This is a genomic window from Paraburkholderia flagellata (assembly GCF_021390645.1).
GTDB classification, from domain to species: domain Bacteria; phylum Pseudomonadota; class Gammaproteobacteria; order Burkholderiales; family Burkholderiaceae; genus Paraburkholderia; species Paraburkholderia flagellata.
Genome location: NZ_JAJEJT010000001.1, coordinates 2,287,938 through 2,303,605, shown reverse-complemented (window position 1 = coordinate 2,303,605; position 15,668 = coordinate 2,287,938). Strand labels below are relative to the sequence as shown.

At 66.4% G+C, this 15,668-nt stretch carries 11 protein-coding genes; 4 read left to right on the top strand and 7 right to left on the bottom strand.

Annotated elements, in window-relative coordinates; translation table 11 throughout:
• Positions 1-24: 24 nt before the first annotated feature.
• The 5 genes from xdhC to L0U83_RS10225 form a co-directional block, all read right to left on the bottom strand.
• Complete coding sequence (gene xdhC / locus L0U83_RS10245; protein ID WP_233882407.1) at positions 25-1,083, bottom strand: xanthine dehydrogenase accessory protein XdhC; 1,059 nt, start codon at positions 1,081-1,083, stop codon at positions 25-27.
• A gap of 78 nt (positions 1,084-1,161) precedes the next feature.
• Positions 1,162-3,534 (bottom strand): xanthine dehydrogenase molybdopterin binding subunit, encoded by a 2,373-nt coding sequence (xdhB, locus tag L0U83_RS10240; RefSeq protein ID WP_233883860.1) that lies wholly within the window; start codon positions 3,532-3,534, stop codon positions 1,162-1,164.
• Between the two features lie 23 nt (positions 3,535-3,557).
• Entirely contained in the window at positions 3,558-5,114 is a 1,557-nt protein-coding gene (gene xdhA / locus L0U83_RS10235) for a xanthine dehydrogenase small subunit (protein WP_233882406.1), read from the bottom strand.
• Between the two features lie 382 nt (positions 5,115-5,496).
• Positions 5,497-6,027 (bottom strand): disulfide bond formation protein B, encoded by a 531-nt coding sequence (locus L0U83_RS10230; protein ID WP_233882405.1) that lies wholly within the window; start codon positions 6,025-6,027, stop codon positions 5,497-5,499.
• A gap of 151 nt (positions 6,028-6,178) precedes the next feature.
• Positions 6,179-7,567, bottom strand: coding sequence for an amidase (locus L0U83_RS10225; protein WP_233882404.1), 1,389 nt, complete (start codon positions 7,565-7,567; stop codon positions 6,179-6,181).
• A gap of 160 nt (positions 7,568-7,727) precedes the next feature.
• Between L0U83_RS10225 and L0U83_RS10220 the strand changes: the two genes are divergently transcribed.
• The 3 genes from L0U83_RS10220 to L0U83_RS10210 all read left to right on the top strand — a co-directional run bounded on the left by L0U83_RS10220 (position 7,728) and on the right by L0U83_RS10210 (position 12,036).
• Positions 7,728-9,485, top strand: coding sequence for a cation:proton antiporter (locus L0U83_RS10220; protein WP_233882403.1), 1,758 nt, complete (start codon positions 7,728-7,730; stop codon positions 9,483-9,485).
• Between the two features lie 172 nt (positions 9,486-9,657).
• Positions 9,658-10,995 carry a gamma-glutamyl-gamma-aminobutyrate hydrolase family protein gene (locus L0U83_RS10215; protein WP_233882402.1) on the top strand — a complete coding sequence of 446 codons (1,338 nt, stop codon included), beginning with the start codon at positions 9,658-9,660 and terminating at the stop codon, positions 10,993-10,995.
• Between the two features lie 273 nt (positions 10,996-11,268).
• Positions 11,269-12,036, top strand: coding sequence for a DUF2968 domain-containing protein (locus L0U83_RS10210; RefSeq protein ID WP_233882401.1), 768 nt, complete (start codon positions 11,269-11,271; stop codon positions 12,034-12,036).
• 111 nt (positions 12,037-12,147) lie between these two features.
• Here L0U83_RS10210 and L0U83_RS10205 read toward each other — a convergent pair whose 3' ends face one another.
• Positions 12,148-13,293 (bottom strand): hypothetical protein, encoded by a 1,146-nt coding sequence (locus L0U83_RS10205; RefSeq protein ID WP_233882400.1) that lies wholly within the window; start codon positions 13,291-13,293, stop codon positions 12,148-12,150.
• A 185-nt stretch (positions 13,294-13,478) separates the two neighbouring features.
• Positions 13,479-14,009: a GNAT family N-acetyltransferase gene (locus tag L0U83_RS10200; RefSeq protein WP_233882399.1), complete on the bottom strand. Its 531-nt coding sequence runs from the start codon at positions 14,007-14,009 to the stop codon at positions 13,479-13,481.
• 345 nt (positions 14,010-14,354) lie between these two features.
• Between L0U83_RS10200 and L0U83_RS10195 the strand changes: the two genes are divergently transcribed.
• Positions 14,355-15,650: an MFS transporter gene (locus tag L0U83_RS10195; protein WP_233882398.1), complete on the top strand. Its 1,296-nt coding sequence runs from the start codon at positions 14,355-14,357 to the stop codon at positions 15,648-15,650.
• Positions 15,651-15,668 lie beyond the last annotated feature (18 nt).

Genomic DNA, 15,668 nt, shown 5'->3' with positions numbered 1-15,668 from the left:
TTATGGGTTCTTCAGTGTTTGACATCACGCGGAATGGGTTGCGGGGGCATGTGCCGCGCTCGCCAGCTTCGCAGCCTCGATGGCCTGCAGCAGTTGCGCGGCGGCCGAGACTGCGATGACTTCGGGCGACTTGTCGACAATGCCGTCCACGCCGAGCGGGCAGTTCATGCGCGCGATCTGCATGGGGTCTATGCCGCGCGCGGCGAGCCGGTGCTCGAACTGCTTGCGCTTCGTGTGCGAGCCGATCATGCCGAAGAACACGAAGTCGCCGCGGCGCAGGATGCGCTCGGCGAGATCGAGGTCGCGCGAATGATCGTGCGTCATCACGATGAAGCTCGTGCCGGGCGGGGCGGTGTCGATGGCTTCGTCGGGCGCGTCATTGGCGTCGATCGCGACGTTGGGCGCGTTCAGCAGCGCGAATGCCTCGGGCGTAGGAAACGCGGCGTCGCGTTCGTCCACCCACAGCACGCGGCAAGGCAGCGTGCCGAGCACGCGCACGAGCGCCGCGCCCACATGGCCCGCGCCGAACAGCACGACGGGAAAGTCGTTCGGCGCAATCGTCTCGGTGAGGAGCAGCGCACCGCCCGTTTCCCAAAGCAGGCAGTCGGGTGCTTCCACGCCTGGCTCCGGCTCGGAAAGCATGGCCGGATCGGCTGCGGTGCCTTCTCCTTCAGGGCTCCCGTTCCGCGAGGAGCGGAATGATACGCTACGCACGGTCGACGTGCCGGCCGCGAGGCGCCGCGCAAGCGTGGCGAGCCAGCCGAGGTCGGCCACATCGAGGCGCTCGAACGCGAGCACCACGGCGCCGCCGCAGCACTGGCCGAGGCTCGGCCCGAGTGCGAGCCGCTCGAGTCGCCGCGCGTGCGGCGTGCGCATGCCGTCGCGCAGCACCTGGCGCGCGATTTCGATGGCCTTCCATTCGAGGTGGCCGCCGCCGATGGTGTGGCGGGCCGCTTCGCGCGTGACGATCATCTTCGTGCCGGCCTCGCGCGGCGCCGATCCCTCGACGCGCGCAACGGTCACCAGCACGGCGGCGTCGCCGTGCGCGAGCAGTTGCTGCAGATCGGAAAGCCATGCTTGCATCTGGCGGTTCTCCCTACGTGGCGGCACGTTATTGCCTGTGCCGCCGGTTAATCTTCGTGGCCTCGCTTCTGGCGCGCCTCACGGTTGGAGCGTATGAAGCGCCGCCGGTTCGCTCACTCGCAGCGCGTCCAGCGCGTCGAGAATCGCTTCAGGCGTCGCGGGCGCGCGTAGCGGCGCGGCCTCGCGCGCCTCGGGCACCGCCGCGCCCACGGCGTCGCGAATCGCGAGAAAGACCGAGAACGGCAGAAGCAGGGGCGGTTCGCCCACGGCCTTCGAGCGAAACACGGTCGGTTCGACGTTGTCGTTGCCGCCGCTCCGATAGAGCCTCACGTTGAACGCGTCTGGCGTGTCGCTCACAGCCGGGATCTTGTACGTGGACGGTGCGTGCGTCATGAGCCGCCCGTCGCGGTTCCACCAAAGCTCCTCGGTCGTGAGCCAGCCCATGCCCTGGATGAAACCGCCTTCCACCTGGCCGAGATCGATTGCCGGATTGATCGACTGGCCCGCGTCGTGCAGCACGTCGGCACGCACGAGCTTCCATTCGCCGGTGAGCGTATCGACGACCACTTCCGATACCGCCGCGCCATAGGCGAAGTAGTAGAACGGATGACCGGTGAGCGTGCGCGCATCCCAATGCACTTTGGGCGTGGCGTAGAAGCCATCGGACCACAGTTGCACGCGCTTCATATACGCGAGTTCGACGAATTCAGCAAAAGCGATCGCTTTGGCGTTCGCACGCACCATACTATCTTCGAACGCGACGTTTTCGGGCGCGCCGCCGTATTGTGCCGCCGCAAACGCCGCGAGGCGCGCGCGGATCGTGAGCGCCGCGTCCTCGGCGGCCTTGCCGTTGAGGTCGCTGCCGGTGGAGGCTGCCGTGGCCGACGTATTGGCCACTTTCGACGTATCGGCGGCGCTCACGCGCACGCGCGCGAGCGGCAAACCGAGCGTGCCCGCCACGACCTGCGCGACCTTGGTGTTGAGCCCCTGGCCCATCTCGGTGCCGCCGTGGTTCACGAGCACGGAGCCGTCGCGGTACACATGCACGAGCGCACCCGCCTGGTTCAGATGCGGCACGTTGAACGAGATGCCGAACTTGACCGGCGTGAGCGCAATACCGCGCTTGAGCACGGGGCTCGTGCGGTTGTAGGCGGCGATGGCAGCGCGGCGCTCGCGATAGCGGCTCGACGCGAGCAGTTCATCGGTCAGCGGCACGAGCACGTTGTCTTCCACACGCTGGCCGTATGGCGTGACGTCGCGCTCGCCAATGCCGTAGTAGTTCGCAAGCCGCACATCGAGCGGATCGCGGCCTAGCGATCTGGCGATTTCGTCGAGCATCACCTCCATCACGAGCGCGCCCTGCGGGCCGCCGAAGCCGCGAAATGCCGTATTGGACTGCGTGTTCGTCTTGCAGCAGAGCGCGACGATTTCGACGTCCGAAAGATAGTAGGCGTTGTCGAAGTGACAAACCGCGCGCGTGGCGACCGCGCCCGAAAGATCGGCGGAATAGCCCGCGCGCAGCGCAATTTCCACGCGTGCGCCGAGGAGCCGTCCTGCGTCGTCGTAGCCCGCCTCATACGTGTAGAGCGCGTCGTGGCGCTTGCCTGTGATCATGAAATCGTCGTCGCGATCCGCGCGCAGCTTCACGGGTCGCTGCAGCTTGTGCGCCGCGAGCGCGGCGACGCAAGCGAACAGCGCCGACTGCGATTCCTTGCCGCCGAAACCGCCGCCCATGCGCCGGCATTCGCAGATCACACGGTGCGCGGGCCAGCCGAGCAGATGCGCGACGACCTGCTGCATCTCGCTCGGGTGCTGCGTCGAGCTGTAGACGAGCATGCCCGTTTGCTCTTGCGGCAGCGCGTAGGCCACCTGGCCTTCGAGATAGAACTGTTCCTGGCCGCCGACGGCGAACGTGCCGGCGAGGCGATGCGGCGCCGCGGCGAGCGCTGCATCGGGCGCGCCGCGCACGAGACGCAGCGGCGGCAGCACGTAATGCTGGCGCTTGCGCGCTTCCTCGATGCTGAGAACCGGCTCCAGCGGCTCGTAACGAACGACTTCATCGCTTGCAGCGAGCGCAGCCGCGCGGCGCGCGAGTTCGTGGCTCGTGGCAATCACCGCGAACACGGGCTGCCCGAGGTACTGCACGACGTCGCTCGCGAGCACCGGGTCATCGTGCACGACCGGGCCGCAGTCGTTCTCGCCAGGGATATCGGCGGCTGTCAGCACCGCAAGCACGCCCGGCGACGAGCGCACGCGTTCCAGATCGAGCGCGACGATGCGCGCGTGTGCATGGCGCGCGAGGCCGAGCGCCGCGTGCACGGTGCCGTGCAGCTCGGGGATGTCGTCGGTATAGCGCGCCTCGCCGCTCACGTGGGCATCCGCCGATTCGTGCGGCAGCGGCGCGCCGAGCGCACGTTCGTGGGCGTGCTCATAGCGCGGCTCCTGGCGCATGACGAGCGGTTCGGCTTGATCGTTCATGGCGTGGCTCCGGCGGCTGCGTTTTCCTCGCCATCGTCGTCGCCGTCGGCGAAGGCGAACGCGTTGACATCGCACAGTGCGAGCGGCGCGTCGTCGCGCGTTTCGAGCCAGCAGCGCCACAGCAGGTTACGCGCGACCTTCAGACGATACGCGCCGCTCGCGCGCATGTCCGTGAGCGGCTGATAGTCGGTGGCGAGCGCATCCATCGCGCGCTGAACGCTGATTTCGTCCCAGCGTGCGCCGATGAGTCCGGCCTCGGCGAGCGCGGCGCGTTGCGGGATCGCGGCCATGCCGCCATAGGCGATGCGCGCGCTCGCGAGTGTGCCGTCCTCGCGCACGTCGAGTGCGAACGCGGCGCACACCGCCGAAATGTCCTGGTCGTAGCGCTTCGAGACCTTGTAGGTGCGAAAGCGCAGGGTCGGCGCGGGGCGCGGCACGCGGATCGCTTCGACGAATTCGCCGGCTTCGAGCGCGTTCTTCTGATAGCCCGTGTAGAACGCCGCGAGCGGCAGCGTGCGCAGGCGCGCCGCGCGGCGCAGCACGAGTGTGGCGTCGAGCGCGAGCAGCGCGGGCATCGAGTCGCCGATCGGCGAGCCGTTCGCGACGTTGCCGCCTAGCGTCCCCGCGTTGCGAATGGGCAGTGAGGCGAAACGCGCCCACAGCTCCGCGAGTTCCGGAAAGTCGATGGCGAGCGCCGCGTAGGCTTCTTCGAGCGGGACGGCAGCGCCGATCGTGAGCGTCTGGGCGTCGCGCGAAACGGCCGTCATTTCCGCGACGTTGCCGGTGTAGATAAGGTCGCCCAGGTCGCGGAACTGTTTTGTGACCCACAGGCCGACATCGGTGCTGCCCGCGAGCACGCGCGCTTCAGGATGCGCGGCACGCAGCGCTGCGAAGGCTTCGAGCGTGTGCGGCGCGTAAAACGTGCTTTCGCCGTGCGCGGCGCCCCGCACATCGGGGCCGTGATATTCGAACGTGCCGGTACGTTGCAAGGCGCGCAACTGTGCTTCGACGCGAGTGCGATCGAGCGCCACGCGCGGGTGACAGGTTTCGTCGAACATGCGCAGCGCGGCTTCGATGATCGGCCGGTAGCCGGTGCAGCGGCACAGATTGCCCGAGAGCGCCTCGTTGATCTCCTCGCGGGTCGGCAGGCCTGCGCCGGCAGGCTGATTCTCGTAGAGCGCCCACAAGGACATGACGAAGCCCGGTGTGCAGAAACCGCACTGCGAGCCGTGGCAATCGACCATTGCCTGCTGGGCCGGGTGCAGTGCGCCACCCGGCTGGCGCAGATCTTCGACGGTGTAGAGCGCGCGGCCGTCGAGGGTAGGCAGGAACTGAATGCAGGCGTTGACGGCCTTGAGCGTGAGGTGGCCTTCGCCGTCGAGTTCGCCCACGACGACGGTACAGGCGCCGCAGTCGCCCTCCGCGCAGCCTTCCTTGGTGCCGCAGGCGCGCAAATCCTCGCGCAGGTGCTGAAGCACCGTGCGCGTCGGAGGCAGGTCGCGCACTTCGTGCACGGTGCCTCGGTGGAGGAAGCGGATGGTTTGCGTTGTCATGGTGAACCCGGGGACATTGCGGATCAGGCGCGCGTTACGAGAGGGGCGCGCCAACACCGGCCTCGCGCACGTAGATCGCCATCCAGTTCCGAAGATAGCACCGCTTGCCGCAGGAAAGTATTTCCCCCGCAAGATGGGGGTTATGTGATTTGGGTCATGACGCCGTCACAGCGCGCGTGGCGGTGCGCAGGCGTTGCGTGCGGCGATCGCGCCTGTGTGGGAGGGAAAATGCGGGAGTCGTGCGCGATTCGATGCTGCCGTGCAAGGCTAATGCTCGAATCGCGCTGACAGGGCGAGCCGCCCGAAGGCTGGGCGGCGGATGAGGCGGGTGAGCCGGAAGAGCCGGCGGAGCTCCAACACGCGCAGCGCGCCCTTTAGCCGGTCAGCGGCGGATGCCTGGCCACGACACCTGACGGCGCCGGTTGCGCCACAGACTCAGGATCACGGCCAGAAACGCGATAACGAACGCGAGCAGCGACCACATCGGCATGGTCAGGCCAAGCGTCGGCGGATAGGTGGTTTCGCAAAGGCCTTGCACCTTGAACACGCCGGGCAGCCAGTGCGCGAACGGCAGGCTGTCCACAATGGGCTGCAGCGTGTCGAAACCGCAGCTGTAGTTCGGGAACGCCTGCACCCAGACGAGTTTCGCGGTCGCGACCGCGCCGCCTGCCGCCGAAAGCGCCACGAGCGCTTCGAGTACGCGCACGCCGCGCCAACTCGTCATGCGCGCGCCGAGAAAGGCAAAGACCGCGATCAGAATCAGGAAGTAGCGCCCCAGAATACACAGCGGGCACGGGTCCTGATGCTCGACATACTGGAAGTACAGTGCGCCGCCCAGGAGCGCGAGGCAGATCAGGCCAAGGAGGACCAGAAGGCCGCGCTCGCGGCGCAACAGCGCGTTATCGTCGTTCATGAGGCTCGTTTATTGGCTCGTTCGTTCGGGTTGTCTGGCGCAGCGCCCAGGCGGCTGCGACGGCGTGACGGGATTCTAGCGCGAAGGTTGCGCGCGGCGCGGACGTGTCTTTGCTCGCGCGCAGGGGTTGCTTGAGCGATGCCCGCTCTGATCAGCGCAGCGGCGCGAGCACCGCCTCGACGCCGCGGCCGATGGCGAGCAACGCGTCGTCATTGTCAGGCGCGGCGGCGAGCATCAGCCCGACGGGCGCCGCGCCATAGTGATGGCATGGCAGCGAGAGCGCGCAGGTATCGAGGAAGTTGAACGCGCTCGGATTGCGCAGCACGAGCGCGTTGGTGCGCGCGAAGACATCGTCGTCGGCGACGAGCGGGGCGACGGGCGGCGGCGCGATCGGCACGGTCGGCGCGATCACGGCGTCGAAGCGCGACCAGAGCGTGGCCTGGGCCTCTTCCATCACCGCGGCGCGTGCGGCGATCAGGTCCAGATAGTCGACGGCCGTGGCGTGCTCACCCTTGAGGATGCGCACGAGCACGCGCGGATCGTACTGGTCGCGATGCTTCGCAATCAGCTCGCGATGCCACGCGTACGCTTCCATCGGCGAGAAGCCGATGCGGTTGATCTCGGCGAAGCGTTCGAAGGGGGCAAAGCGGACTTCGCTCACGATCGCGCCGGCCGCATCCAGATGGCTGAGCGCCGTATCGATCGCTTCCGCGACTTCGGGGTCGACGCCGTCGGTCACGTAGTTGGTGAGCACGCCAAGGCGTACGCCTTCGAGATGACGCGCGGCCGGCACGCGCGGCACGAGCCCGGCGAGCACGCGGTCCACGAGCGCGCAGCACGCCACCGTGTTGCCGATCGGGCCAAACGAGTCGAGCGTGGGGGAGAGCGGCACGCCACCCGTTTTCGGAATGCGCCTCGCAGTGGGTTTGAAGCCCGTGAGACCGCAGAACGCGGCGGGAATGCGAAGGGAGCCGCCGGTGTCGGTGCCGAGCGCGACGGCGGCCATGCCGTCCGCGACTGAAGCCGCCGCGCCCGAGGACGACCCCCCCGCCACGCGCGCGTCGCCGGCCACGCCGCGGCGCCAGGGCGAAAGCGGCGTGCCGTAGTGCGGATTCAGGCCGAGCCCCGAGAACGCGAACTCGCTCATGTTGGTCCGGCCGATCAGCACCGCGCCCGCATGGCGCAGCCGCGCGACAGCGGCGGCGTCCTCCCGGGCGGGCGCCGTGTTCGCGAGCGCCGTGGAGCCCGCGCGCGTGACTTCGCCGGCCACGTCGAACAGATCCTTCACCGAGACGGGGATGCCCGCGAGCGGCGACAGCACGGTGCCGGCCGCGCGCAGGCGGTCGTGTGCGTCGGCGGCGGCGCGTACGCGCTCTGCATCGACGTGCGTGAAGACGGTCGCGCCCTGGCCGGCTGGGTCGGCGATGCGCTCGAGCGCGGCTTCGGCGAGCGCGCGGCTCGTCGTGCGGCCCGCGGCGAGATCGGCGCTGAGCTGGGCGAGGGGAGGGAATGGCGTGAAGGCTGTGGATGCGGATGTCATGGCGGCAGAAGATTCGGTCGATGCGCTGCGGCGCGGGCGGGCATTGCCCGCAAGGGTCGCATCATTGTAGGTCGGCTTTTTTCCTTGCGTGCAATTTGGCTCACGCCGCGCATCGGGTAACATGCGGAGATTCGATAGCTATTTGTAAGGAAAGGCCTTCATGCACCAGGGAATCGGCTTCATTCAGGATCTGGCAGTCGTGATGGCGCTCGCGGGTGTCGTCACCGTGCTGTTTCATCGCCTGAAGCAGCCGGTCGTGCTCGGCTATATCGCGGCGGGCGTGATCATCGGGCCGTACACGCCGCCGTTCCAGCTCATCCACGACGAGCAGACGATCCAGACGCTCGGCGAGCTCGGCGTGGTGTTCCTGATGTTTTCGCTCGGCCTCGAATTCAGCCTGCGCAAGCTCTTCCAGGTGGGCGCGACCGCCATCGTCGCGGCGCTTTCGGAAATCGTGCTGATGTTGTGGATCGGCTACGAGATCGGCCGCGCGTTTGGCTGGGCCACGATGGATTCGCTGTTCCTCGGCGCGATTCTCGCCATTTCCTCGACGACCATCATCGTCAAGGCGCTCTCCGATCTCGGCGTGAAGCGCGAGCCGTTCGCGCAGCTCGTGTTCGGCATCCTGATCGTCGAGGACATCCTCGGCATTGCCATGCTCGTGCTGCTTGGCGGCATTGCGCAGACGGGCGAACTCTCGCCGGGCATCGCGCTCATCACGCTCGGCAAGCTGCTGCTCTTCATGCTGGTCTCGCTGCTCGCGGGCATCCTGATCGTGCCGCGCGTGCTCGGCTACATCGCGCGCGTGGGCAACGACGAGATGCTGCTCGTCTCGGTGCTGGGCTTTTGCTTCGGCTTTTGCCTGCTCGTCGTGAAGCTCGATTATTCGATCGCGCTCGGTGCGTTCCTGATCGGCGCGGTCATGGCCGAGTCGCGGCATCTGCATCGCATCGAGCATCTCGTTGCGCCGCTGCGCGACGCGTTCTCGGCCATCTTCTTCGTGACGATCGGGCTCATGCTCAACCCGCTCGTTCTGGTCGACTACGCCTGGCCGATTGCGGTGATCTCGATTGCCGTGGTGCTCGGCAAGCTCGTGTCGTGCGGCCTCGGCACTTTCCTCGCGGGCCGCGACGGACGCACCGCCATGCGCGTAGGCATGACCGTCTCGCAGATCGGCGAATTCTCGTTCATCATCGCCTCGCTCGGTCTCACGCTGAAGGTGACGAGCGGGTTTCTCTATCCGATCGCGGTGACCGTCTCGGCCATCACGACGCTCACCACGCCTTACCTCATCCGCATTGCCGACCCGCTCTCGCAGCGCCTCGCGCGCGCCATGCCGCCGGCCGTCTCGAACGTGTTCGGCATGTACGGCCAATGGCTGCGCTGCCTCGTGCCGCGCTCGGACGGGCCCACGATCTTTTCGCTCACGAAGCGCATCGTCGTGCAGATTACTGTGAATCTCGCGCTCGTCTCGGCGATCTTCATCGGCGTTTCCTATGGCGCGCGCTACGCGTCGCCGTTGCTGACGCACTGGATCGGCGACGAGCGCATTCAGCGCGTCGTGCTCTGGAGCGCCGCGCTCGCGCTCGCGATGCCGTTTCTCGTGGCGGTGTGGCGCAAGACGCAGTCGCTCGCGCTCCTGCTTGCCGAAGTGAGCGTGCAGCCGGAGAAGGCAGGGCGCTTCACGCGCGCGATCCGTCATGTGATTGCGGAGCTGGTGCCTGTGGTGTCGATGTTCGGCGTGTTCCTGCTCGTGGCGGCGCTTTCGGGGACGATCCTGCCGCCCACGGGGTTCCTCGTCGGCGTGCTGGTGTGCGCGGCGGCGCTCACCATGCTGCTGTGGCGCTGGTGCGTGAAGATCCACGCCTCGATGCAGATCGCGTTGCGCGAAACCTTCGACGAGCGGCCGGATGCCTGAGTTCGCGCTGCGAGCAAGCGGTTAGCAAGTGGCGCGCCTCTTACGCCAGTTTGAACCGCCGGTTGTGTGACGGGATGTGAGCAATTGTGTGCGGGGGTGGCGGCGACGTGCCGCGCGACGGATAATCAAACCTTGTTCATTCGTTCGCGCGCCGCGCGCCTGACCCCACGTCATGAGCGATAACAAATCAGACCACCCCGAGGTCCCTGACGGCGCAAGCCGTCCTGATGCCGGTCCTGCCGGCGCCCCTTCGTCCTCTCCTCCCGCCGGTTCGCCCTCTTCATCGACCACTGCTTCGCCTTCCGGGGAAGCCGCGCAACGCGCTTCGACCGATGCGCCCGAAAGCGCCTCGACCGTCACGCCAGGCGCCGTACAGGCGTCAACGGCTCCCACGCCAGGCGAGACAAAGCAGGCGCCGGCCGGCACCACGCCGAGTATTCCGATCAGCGAAACAGCCGAGGCCGGCAAGTCCGCGCCCGCGCCGGCCCCGCATACCGAACCGGCGAGCACTAGCGAGCCGGCAGCGTCTGCTGCGCCGCAACGTCCTGGTGCCGCGCCCGCCGGCTTTGGCCAGGCGCCCGATTTCTCGGCGCATAACCCGCCGCCGCCCGGCGCCATTCCGCCGGAAACGCCGCGATATCTGCGCGCGAGCGATTCGGCGTGGGCCGTGTTCGGCCGCATCATCGCGGCGCGTGCCCGGCAAATGTTCGACCGCGCCGGTCAGCGCATCACGCAGCGCACGCTGCGCATTGGCGTCTCGGCGCGGATCTTCCACCCGGAGCCGGGTGCACAAGGGCTGCGCGGCAAGACGCTGCAATACCTGGAGGAATCGATCGCACACTGGGTGATGTCCCGAGGCGTCATCGTGTTCATGATTCCGACGGTCGGACACGAGGGCATGCTGCATCCAAGCAATATCCGCTTGCGCGACTACGCGAAGCATCTCGACGGCCTGTTGCTCCAGGGCGGCGCCGATGTCTCACCGCAGACGTATGCGGAGGTCTCGCCACGCCCCGAATGGCCGGGCGACCGTGTGCGCGACATGTACGAACTCGAACTGCTGCATGAATTCGTCGAGTCGGGCAAGCCGGTGCTAGGCGTGTGCCGCGGCTGCCAGCTCATCAACGTGGCGTTTGGCGGCACGCTTTATCAGGACATCGCGTTGGACGTCCCGACGGCCGGTGTGCACGTGAGCGAGCATTACGACCAGCATCGCCACTCGGTCACGTTCCCGGAGGGCTCGACGTTCGCGACCATGTTCCCCGGGCGGCGCGAGGCGATCGTCAACTCGATTCACCATCAGGCTGTGAAGAACCTCGGGCGCGACCTGACCGTCGAGGCTGTTTCGGCGGGCGACGGACTCATCGAGGCGGTGCGTTACCGGCGTTCGCCGTTCGTCGTGGGCGTGCAGTGGCACCCGGAGTTCCACCGCGCGGGCGGCCCCGAACTGCTCGATTGCACGCCGCTGCTCGACACCTTCTTGCGAACTGCGCGCGAAACGCGCTTTTGATTGCAAACCGCGGGCGAAGCACCGCGCATCACAGCAACCCGCAGCAACCCCATCCCGACCGCGCGCAACCTGCGCGCAGCTTTTTCATTTCGGTCACTTTCCTCTGCGTCCTACGCGCCTTGCGCCTCTTCTGCTCTTGATCGGCGCGCTTCCTACGTAAGACTCCTCCTAATCTTTCTGTTCCACTGCTTATCCAAATTTAAACGTCGTTTTTGAGATTTCCCGGCGGCGATAATGAAGGGTTACTGAGAATCCTGAATGGAATAGGCAGGTATGAAGCACTCAATCACGTTGCGTCGTGTGATGCTCAGCGCCGCAGCACTCATGCTGCTCCAGCAGGGCACGACGGCATGGGCCGGCATGCCGGCCGACGCGACGAACGCGGCCGACATGTCTGGCGCGGCTGGTGAGCGTGTGCCGCTGGCGGGTAGCCGCCCCTCGCTTGGCAGTTTGACGCCGCAGCCAGCCGGCGCGTCGTCGCCGTCGAGCGCTATGGCCAACGCGGACGAGCAGGCCAGCGCCGGCGCCGCGCAAGGCGACGTTGTCACGCTCATGCAACTGATTCACGACGCCCAGCTCGTCGAACTGCGTACGACCTATAACGCGAGCTATGGCGCGAGTCTCTTCTTCTACCCGCCGGAGATGACGTACTACGTCGTACTGTTTCAGGACAAGCATTTCTGGCGCGTGATCCGTTCGCAGGACGAAGCACGTTCAGAGGCGATCTATGCAGACTTCGTGCGGCAAACCGAGCAGCTGTCCCAGGTGGAAATACGCCGCACGGAGCTCGAGGCGCAAAAGACGTTCATCGAGCGTGTGATCGCGATGTCCGAAGAACGCGCGCGCCGCCTGCAGGCCGATCTCGCCATCGCTCGCACGCAGCAGGCGCGAGTCGACGACTACCAGCGCCAGGCGCAGGGCGACGCAGCGGCGCTCAATGCGCAGAAGGCCCAGGCACAGGCGCAATTGCGCGAACTGCAGAGGCAAGTGGACGCACTGCAGCGCGCAACGGAGGCAGGTCTGCCCGGGGCGCGGCGCTGAGTATTGCGGGGGGCTTTTCGCCCCGTCGGCGGAGCGCTTCTCCTGCAAACTACGAAAAAGCCCGGCAGATGCCGGGCTTTTCTATGGTGCAACCGCAGGCGGACCCGCGGGTTACTTTGCGAATCGGTCCGGCACCTCGGTGATGCGACGTTGCGCAACGTGATTCACCCATTCCGTATTGTCGACCGGCACGGCAGGCGAATTCGATACGCGTGCCGGGGTGTATGTTTTCGCATAGGAAAGGATGGACGCGTATTCGTCGGCGGGATTCGCGCCGGTTTGCCGCGGTGAATAGCCTTGCGCTTCCGAGTAAGCGCCATGCGCGCGATGTGATGTCACCGGACCCGCTTCGCGATAAGGCGCAAGCGTGCGTATGTCGCGGCGGGCGGCCGTACCGCGTTCGGCAACCCGCTGACCGCTGCCGGGCTTGACCGCACGCTCGTTGCCACGCGCTTCGCGCTGGACCAGTCTCGCGGGCGATGCGGACTGCGCGTGCGCACGCGTGCTGAAATCGGGTTTCGAGTGTGCTGGCGCCACGGCCTGCGAAGGCTTGCGGGTATCGACGACTGTCGTTTTGGGCGCCTGCGTGGGCTCTGCCAATGGCGCTTGCGCCAGCTTTTCCACCCTGCGAGGCAAGGCCGCGGCGGGCGTAGGCGCCGGGGTGCTGGACCGCGCTCTGGCCGCGGTGGTGACGTGCTCGTGCTGTGCGCGCGCTTCGGCCAGGCGCTGCGAGGTGTCTTCACTCGCGCTCGCATTGGGGCGTGGAGGTGCGTTGCCGGTTGCGCCTTGTGAATCGTGTGGTGCATGACTCGCGACGATCCATGCGAGCAGTGCGGCGCCGCCAATCGCAACCGCGCCACCTGTGAGCTTGTGTTGCTGGAACGGCGGTATGTGGTTTGGCGAAGCCCCGGGTGAGCTCCGCGCGTTTGCAGCACTCCCTGCTGGCGGATTACCGGCGGTTTCCCGCGCAACGGACCCCACGAAAACAGACGGCGCAACAGACGCGGCAACGGGCCTGGGCGGCTGCGGAGCCGGGCTGTGATCGTTGCCCCAGCCGACCGCCGCACGAAACGCTTCGGCGCTCAGGCAAACCGTGCGCATGATGGCCGCATATAGCACACGCAGTTCGGTGCGCAGGCTGAATTGCGGAGGCGTTAGCGCCCATTCCCGACCGAACGACGCGGGCAAACGGGCAAGCGGGCGAATGTGCGGCAACGCAAGCGCGCCTTCGACCTGAACGAACGGAAATGTTGACATCGATCTCTCGCAACCCCGGCTTGGCGACGGCGCCGGGTGGCAATGTCATCGGCGGCGCGTGTTGATGGGTCGCCTGCGGCGCATGTAATTAATGGGATGCCGCTGATGATGGCCTTCACCATTCCGCCGTTCTATCGGAAATGTCTTAAAAGCTCGAGGTCTTTGCGCTGCGTCTCGCGCGCGCTTCACTCGCCGTCGAGCCTGTACACGTAACGCAGTGCCGTGATGTCGATGCCGCCCATGCGATCGGGTTCCGAGCCCGAATAGGTCCAGCCCTGGCGCTCGTAGAACGCGATCGCGGGCGTGTTGCCGTCGAGCACGTACAGGTAAAGCTGCGTCTCGCCCTGGGCGCGCGCCCACTCCTGCGCCGCACGCATGAGTCGCTTGCCAACGCCAATGCCCTGATGCGCCGGCAGCGCATGAAGATTGTCGAGCAGCACGCCCCAAGGGGAGCCCGGTTGGCGTTCGACGCACACGAAGCCCGCGGCTGCGCCCGATGCAAGCTCGGCGATCAGAACGAGACGCCGTTCGCCGCCTGGCGCCTCCATGCGTGCGCGCCAGTAAGCCGAGCGCTCGGCGTCGACTTCGCGATCGAGAAACGCGGCGGGCAGCAGCGCGCGATAGGTGGCCTGCCAGCTTGCGGCGTGCATGGCGGCGAGCAAGGGAGCATCGGCGACAGTGGCCGGGCGCAGTGTGAGGGCGGGGGTTTGGGTCATGCGCATAGATGACGTGTGGACGTCCGGATCAAGGTGCGCGTCGGGGGCCGCGCGCCGAGCCCTGCTGCGAACTATTTTGCCCCAATCGAGGACACTCGCGGCGGGTCGTCAATCATGAAAGCGCAATGAATGATAAAAGTAATAAATATGAAATAAATGGCCGATATTGACGCTTTTTGCTAGCCTCTTTTAAGGAAATGCCCGAATATCTGACTCCCGGCGCGTACCGCACAATAAAATCCCCGCGCGTGCGCGCCCGCGCGACCCTCGCTTTACCGCGGGTGATTGTTTTTCACTGTCCCGCGAGCCGCTCTGGCTTCCCGGACAGTCTCTTCAGAGAGTGTCATGTCTACCGCGTCCCACGCATCCCCAAGCGAATCAAAATTCCGGACCGTTTTCCGCGTCGTCAGCGGCAACTTTCTGGAAATGTACGATTTCATGGTCTACGGCTATTACGCTTCGGCGATCGCCCGGACCTACTTCCCGAGTGACAACGCGTTCGCTTCGCTGATGCTCACGCTGTCCGTGTTCGGCGCGGGCTTCCTCGTGCGTCCGCTCGGCGCCATCATCCTCGGCGCGTACATCGACCATCACGGCCGCCGCAAGGGCCTCATGCTCACGCTCGGTCTGATGGCGTTCGGCACGCTCGCGGTCGCTGTCGTGCCAGGTTACGCAACCATCGGCATACTCGCACCGGCGCTCGTGCTGGTCGGGCGCCTGTTGCAGGGCTTGTCGGCGGGCGTGGAATTGGGCGGCGTCTCGGTTTATCTCTCCGAAATCGCGACCAAGGGCAACAAGGGCTTCTACGTTTCGTGGCAGTCGGGCAGCCAGCAGGTCGCCGTGGTGTTCGCCGCGCTGCTCGGCGTGTTGCTGCATCGCCTGCTGCCCGTCGAGCAAATGACGAACTGGGGCTGGCGCGTGCCGTTCCTCATCGGCTGCCTGATCGTGCCGTTTCTGTTCATCATTCGCCGCTCGCTCCAGGAAACGGAGGAATTCGCGAGAAAGAAGCATCGTCCGTCGATGGGCGAAATCATGGCGTCGATGGTGCAGAACTGGGGTGTCGTGATCGCCGGTATGGGCATGGTCATCATGACCACCGTGTCGTTCTATCTCATCACTGCCTATACGCCGACTTTCGGCAAGGAAGTGCTCAGGTTGAACGAAATCGATACGCTGATCGTGACGGTCTGCATCGGCTTGTCGAATCTGTTCTGGCTGCCGGTTTCCGGCGCGGTTTCGGACCGTGTGGGCCGCCGCCCGATGCTGATCACCTTCACCGTGCTGACGATCCTCACCGCGTATCCGACGGTGCAATGGCTCGTGGCTGAGCCGTCGTTCGGCCGTCTGCTCACGGTTGAACTGTGGCTGTCGTTCCTGTACGCGTGCTACAACGGCGCGATGGTCGTGGCGCTCACAGAAGTCATGCCCGCAGACGTGCGCACCGCCGGCTTCTCGCTCGCCTACAGCCTCGCGACGACGGTTGGCGGCTTCACGCCGGCGATCGCGACGTACCTCATCCACCTGAGTGGCAACAAGGCTGCGCCGGGGGCGGTGATGGGCGTGGCGGGCGTGTGCGGTCTCATCGCGACGCTCGTGCTGTATCGCACACCGGAAGCGCGTAATCAGTACAAGGCGGCTTGATCGGGCGAAGCGGTCATC

Excerpts from the sequence above, each read along its gene's own strand:
- L0U83_RS10230 (WP_233882405.1), bottom strand. The coding sequence starts at position 6,027 with ATGAACGACGATAACGCGCTGTTGCGCCGCGAGCGCGGCCTTCTGGTC.
- L0U83_RS10195 (WP_233882398.1), top strand. The coding sequence starts at position 14,355 with ATGTCTACCGCGTCCCACGCATCCCCAAGCGAATCAAAATTCCGGACC.
- L0U83_RS10225 (WP_233882404.1), bottom strand. The coding sequence starts at position 7,567 with ATGACATCCGCATCCACAGCCTTCACGCCATTCCCTCCCCTCGCCCAG.
- L0U83_RS10220 (WP_233882403.1), top strand. The coding sequence starts at position 7,728 with ATGCACCAGGGAATCGGCTTCATTCAGGATCTGGCAGTCGTGATGGCG.
- L0U83_RS10210 (WP_233882401.1), top strand. The coding sequence starts at position 11,269 with ATGAAGCACTCAATCACGTTGCGTCGTGTGATGCTCAGCGCCGCAGCA.
- L0U83_RS10200 (WP_233882399.1), bottom strand. The coding sequence starts at position 14,009 with ATGACCCAAACCCCCGCCCTCACACTGCGCCCGGCCACTGTCGCCGAT.
- L0U83_RS10215 (WP_233882402.1), top strand. The coding sequence starts at position 9,658 with ATGAGCGATAACAAATCAGACCACCCCGAGGTCCCTGACGGCGCAAGC.
- xdhB (WP_233883860.1), bottom strand. The coding sequence starts at position 3,534 with ATGCGCCAGGAGCCGCGCTATGAGCACGCCCACGAACGTGCGCTCGGC.
- xdhA (WP_233882406.1), bottom strand. The coding sequence starts at position 5,114 with ATGACAACGCAAACCATCCGCTTCCTCCACCGAGGCACCGTGCACGAA.
- L0U83_RS10205 (WP_233882400.1), bottom strand. The coding sequence starts at position 13,293 with ATGTCAACATTTCCGTTCGTTCAGGTCGAAGGCGCGCTTGCGTTGCCG.
- xdhC (WP_233882407.1), bottom strand. The coding sequence starts at position 1,083 with ATGCAAGCATGGCTTTCCGATCTGCAGCAACTGCTCGCGCACGGCGAC.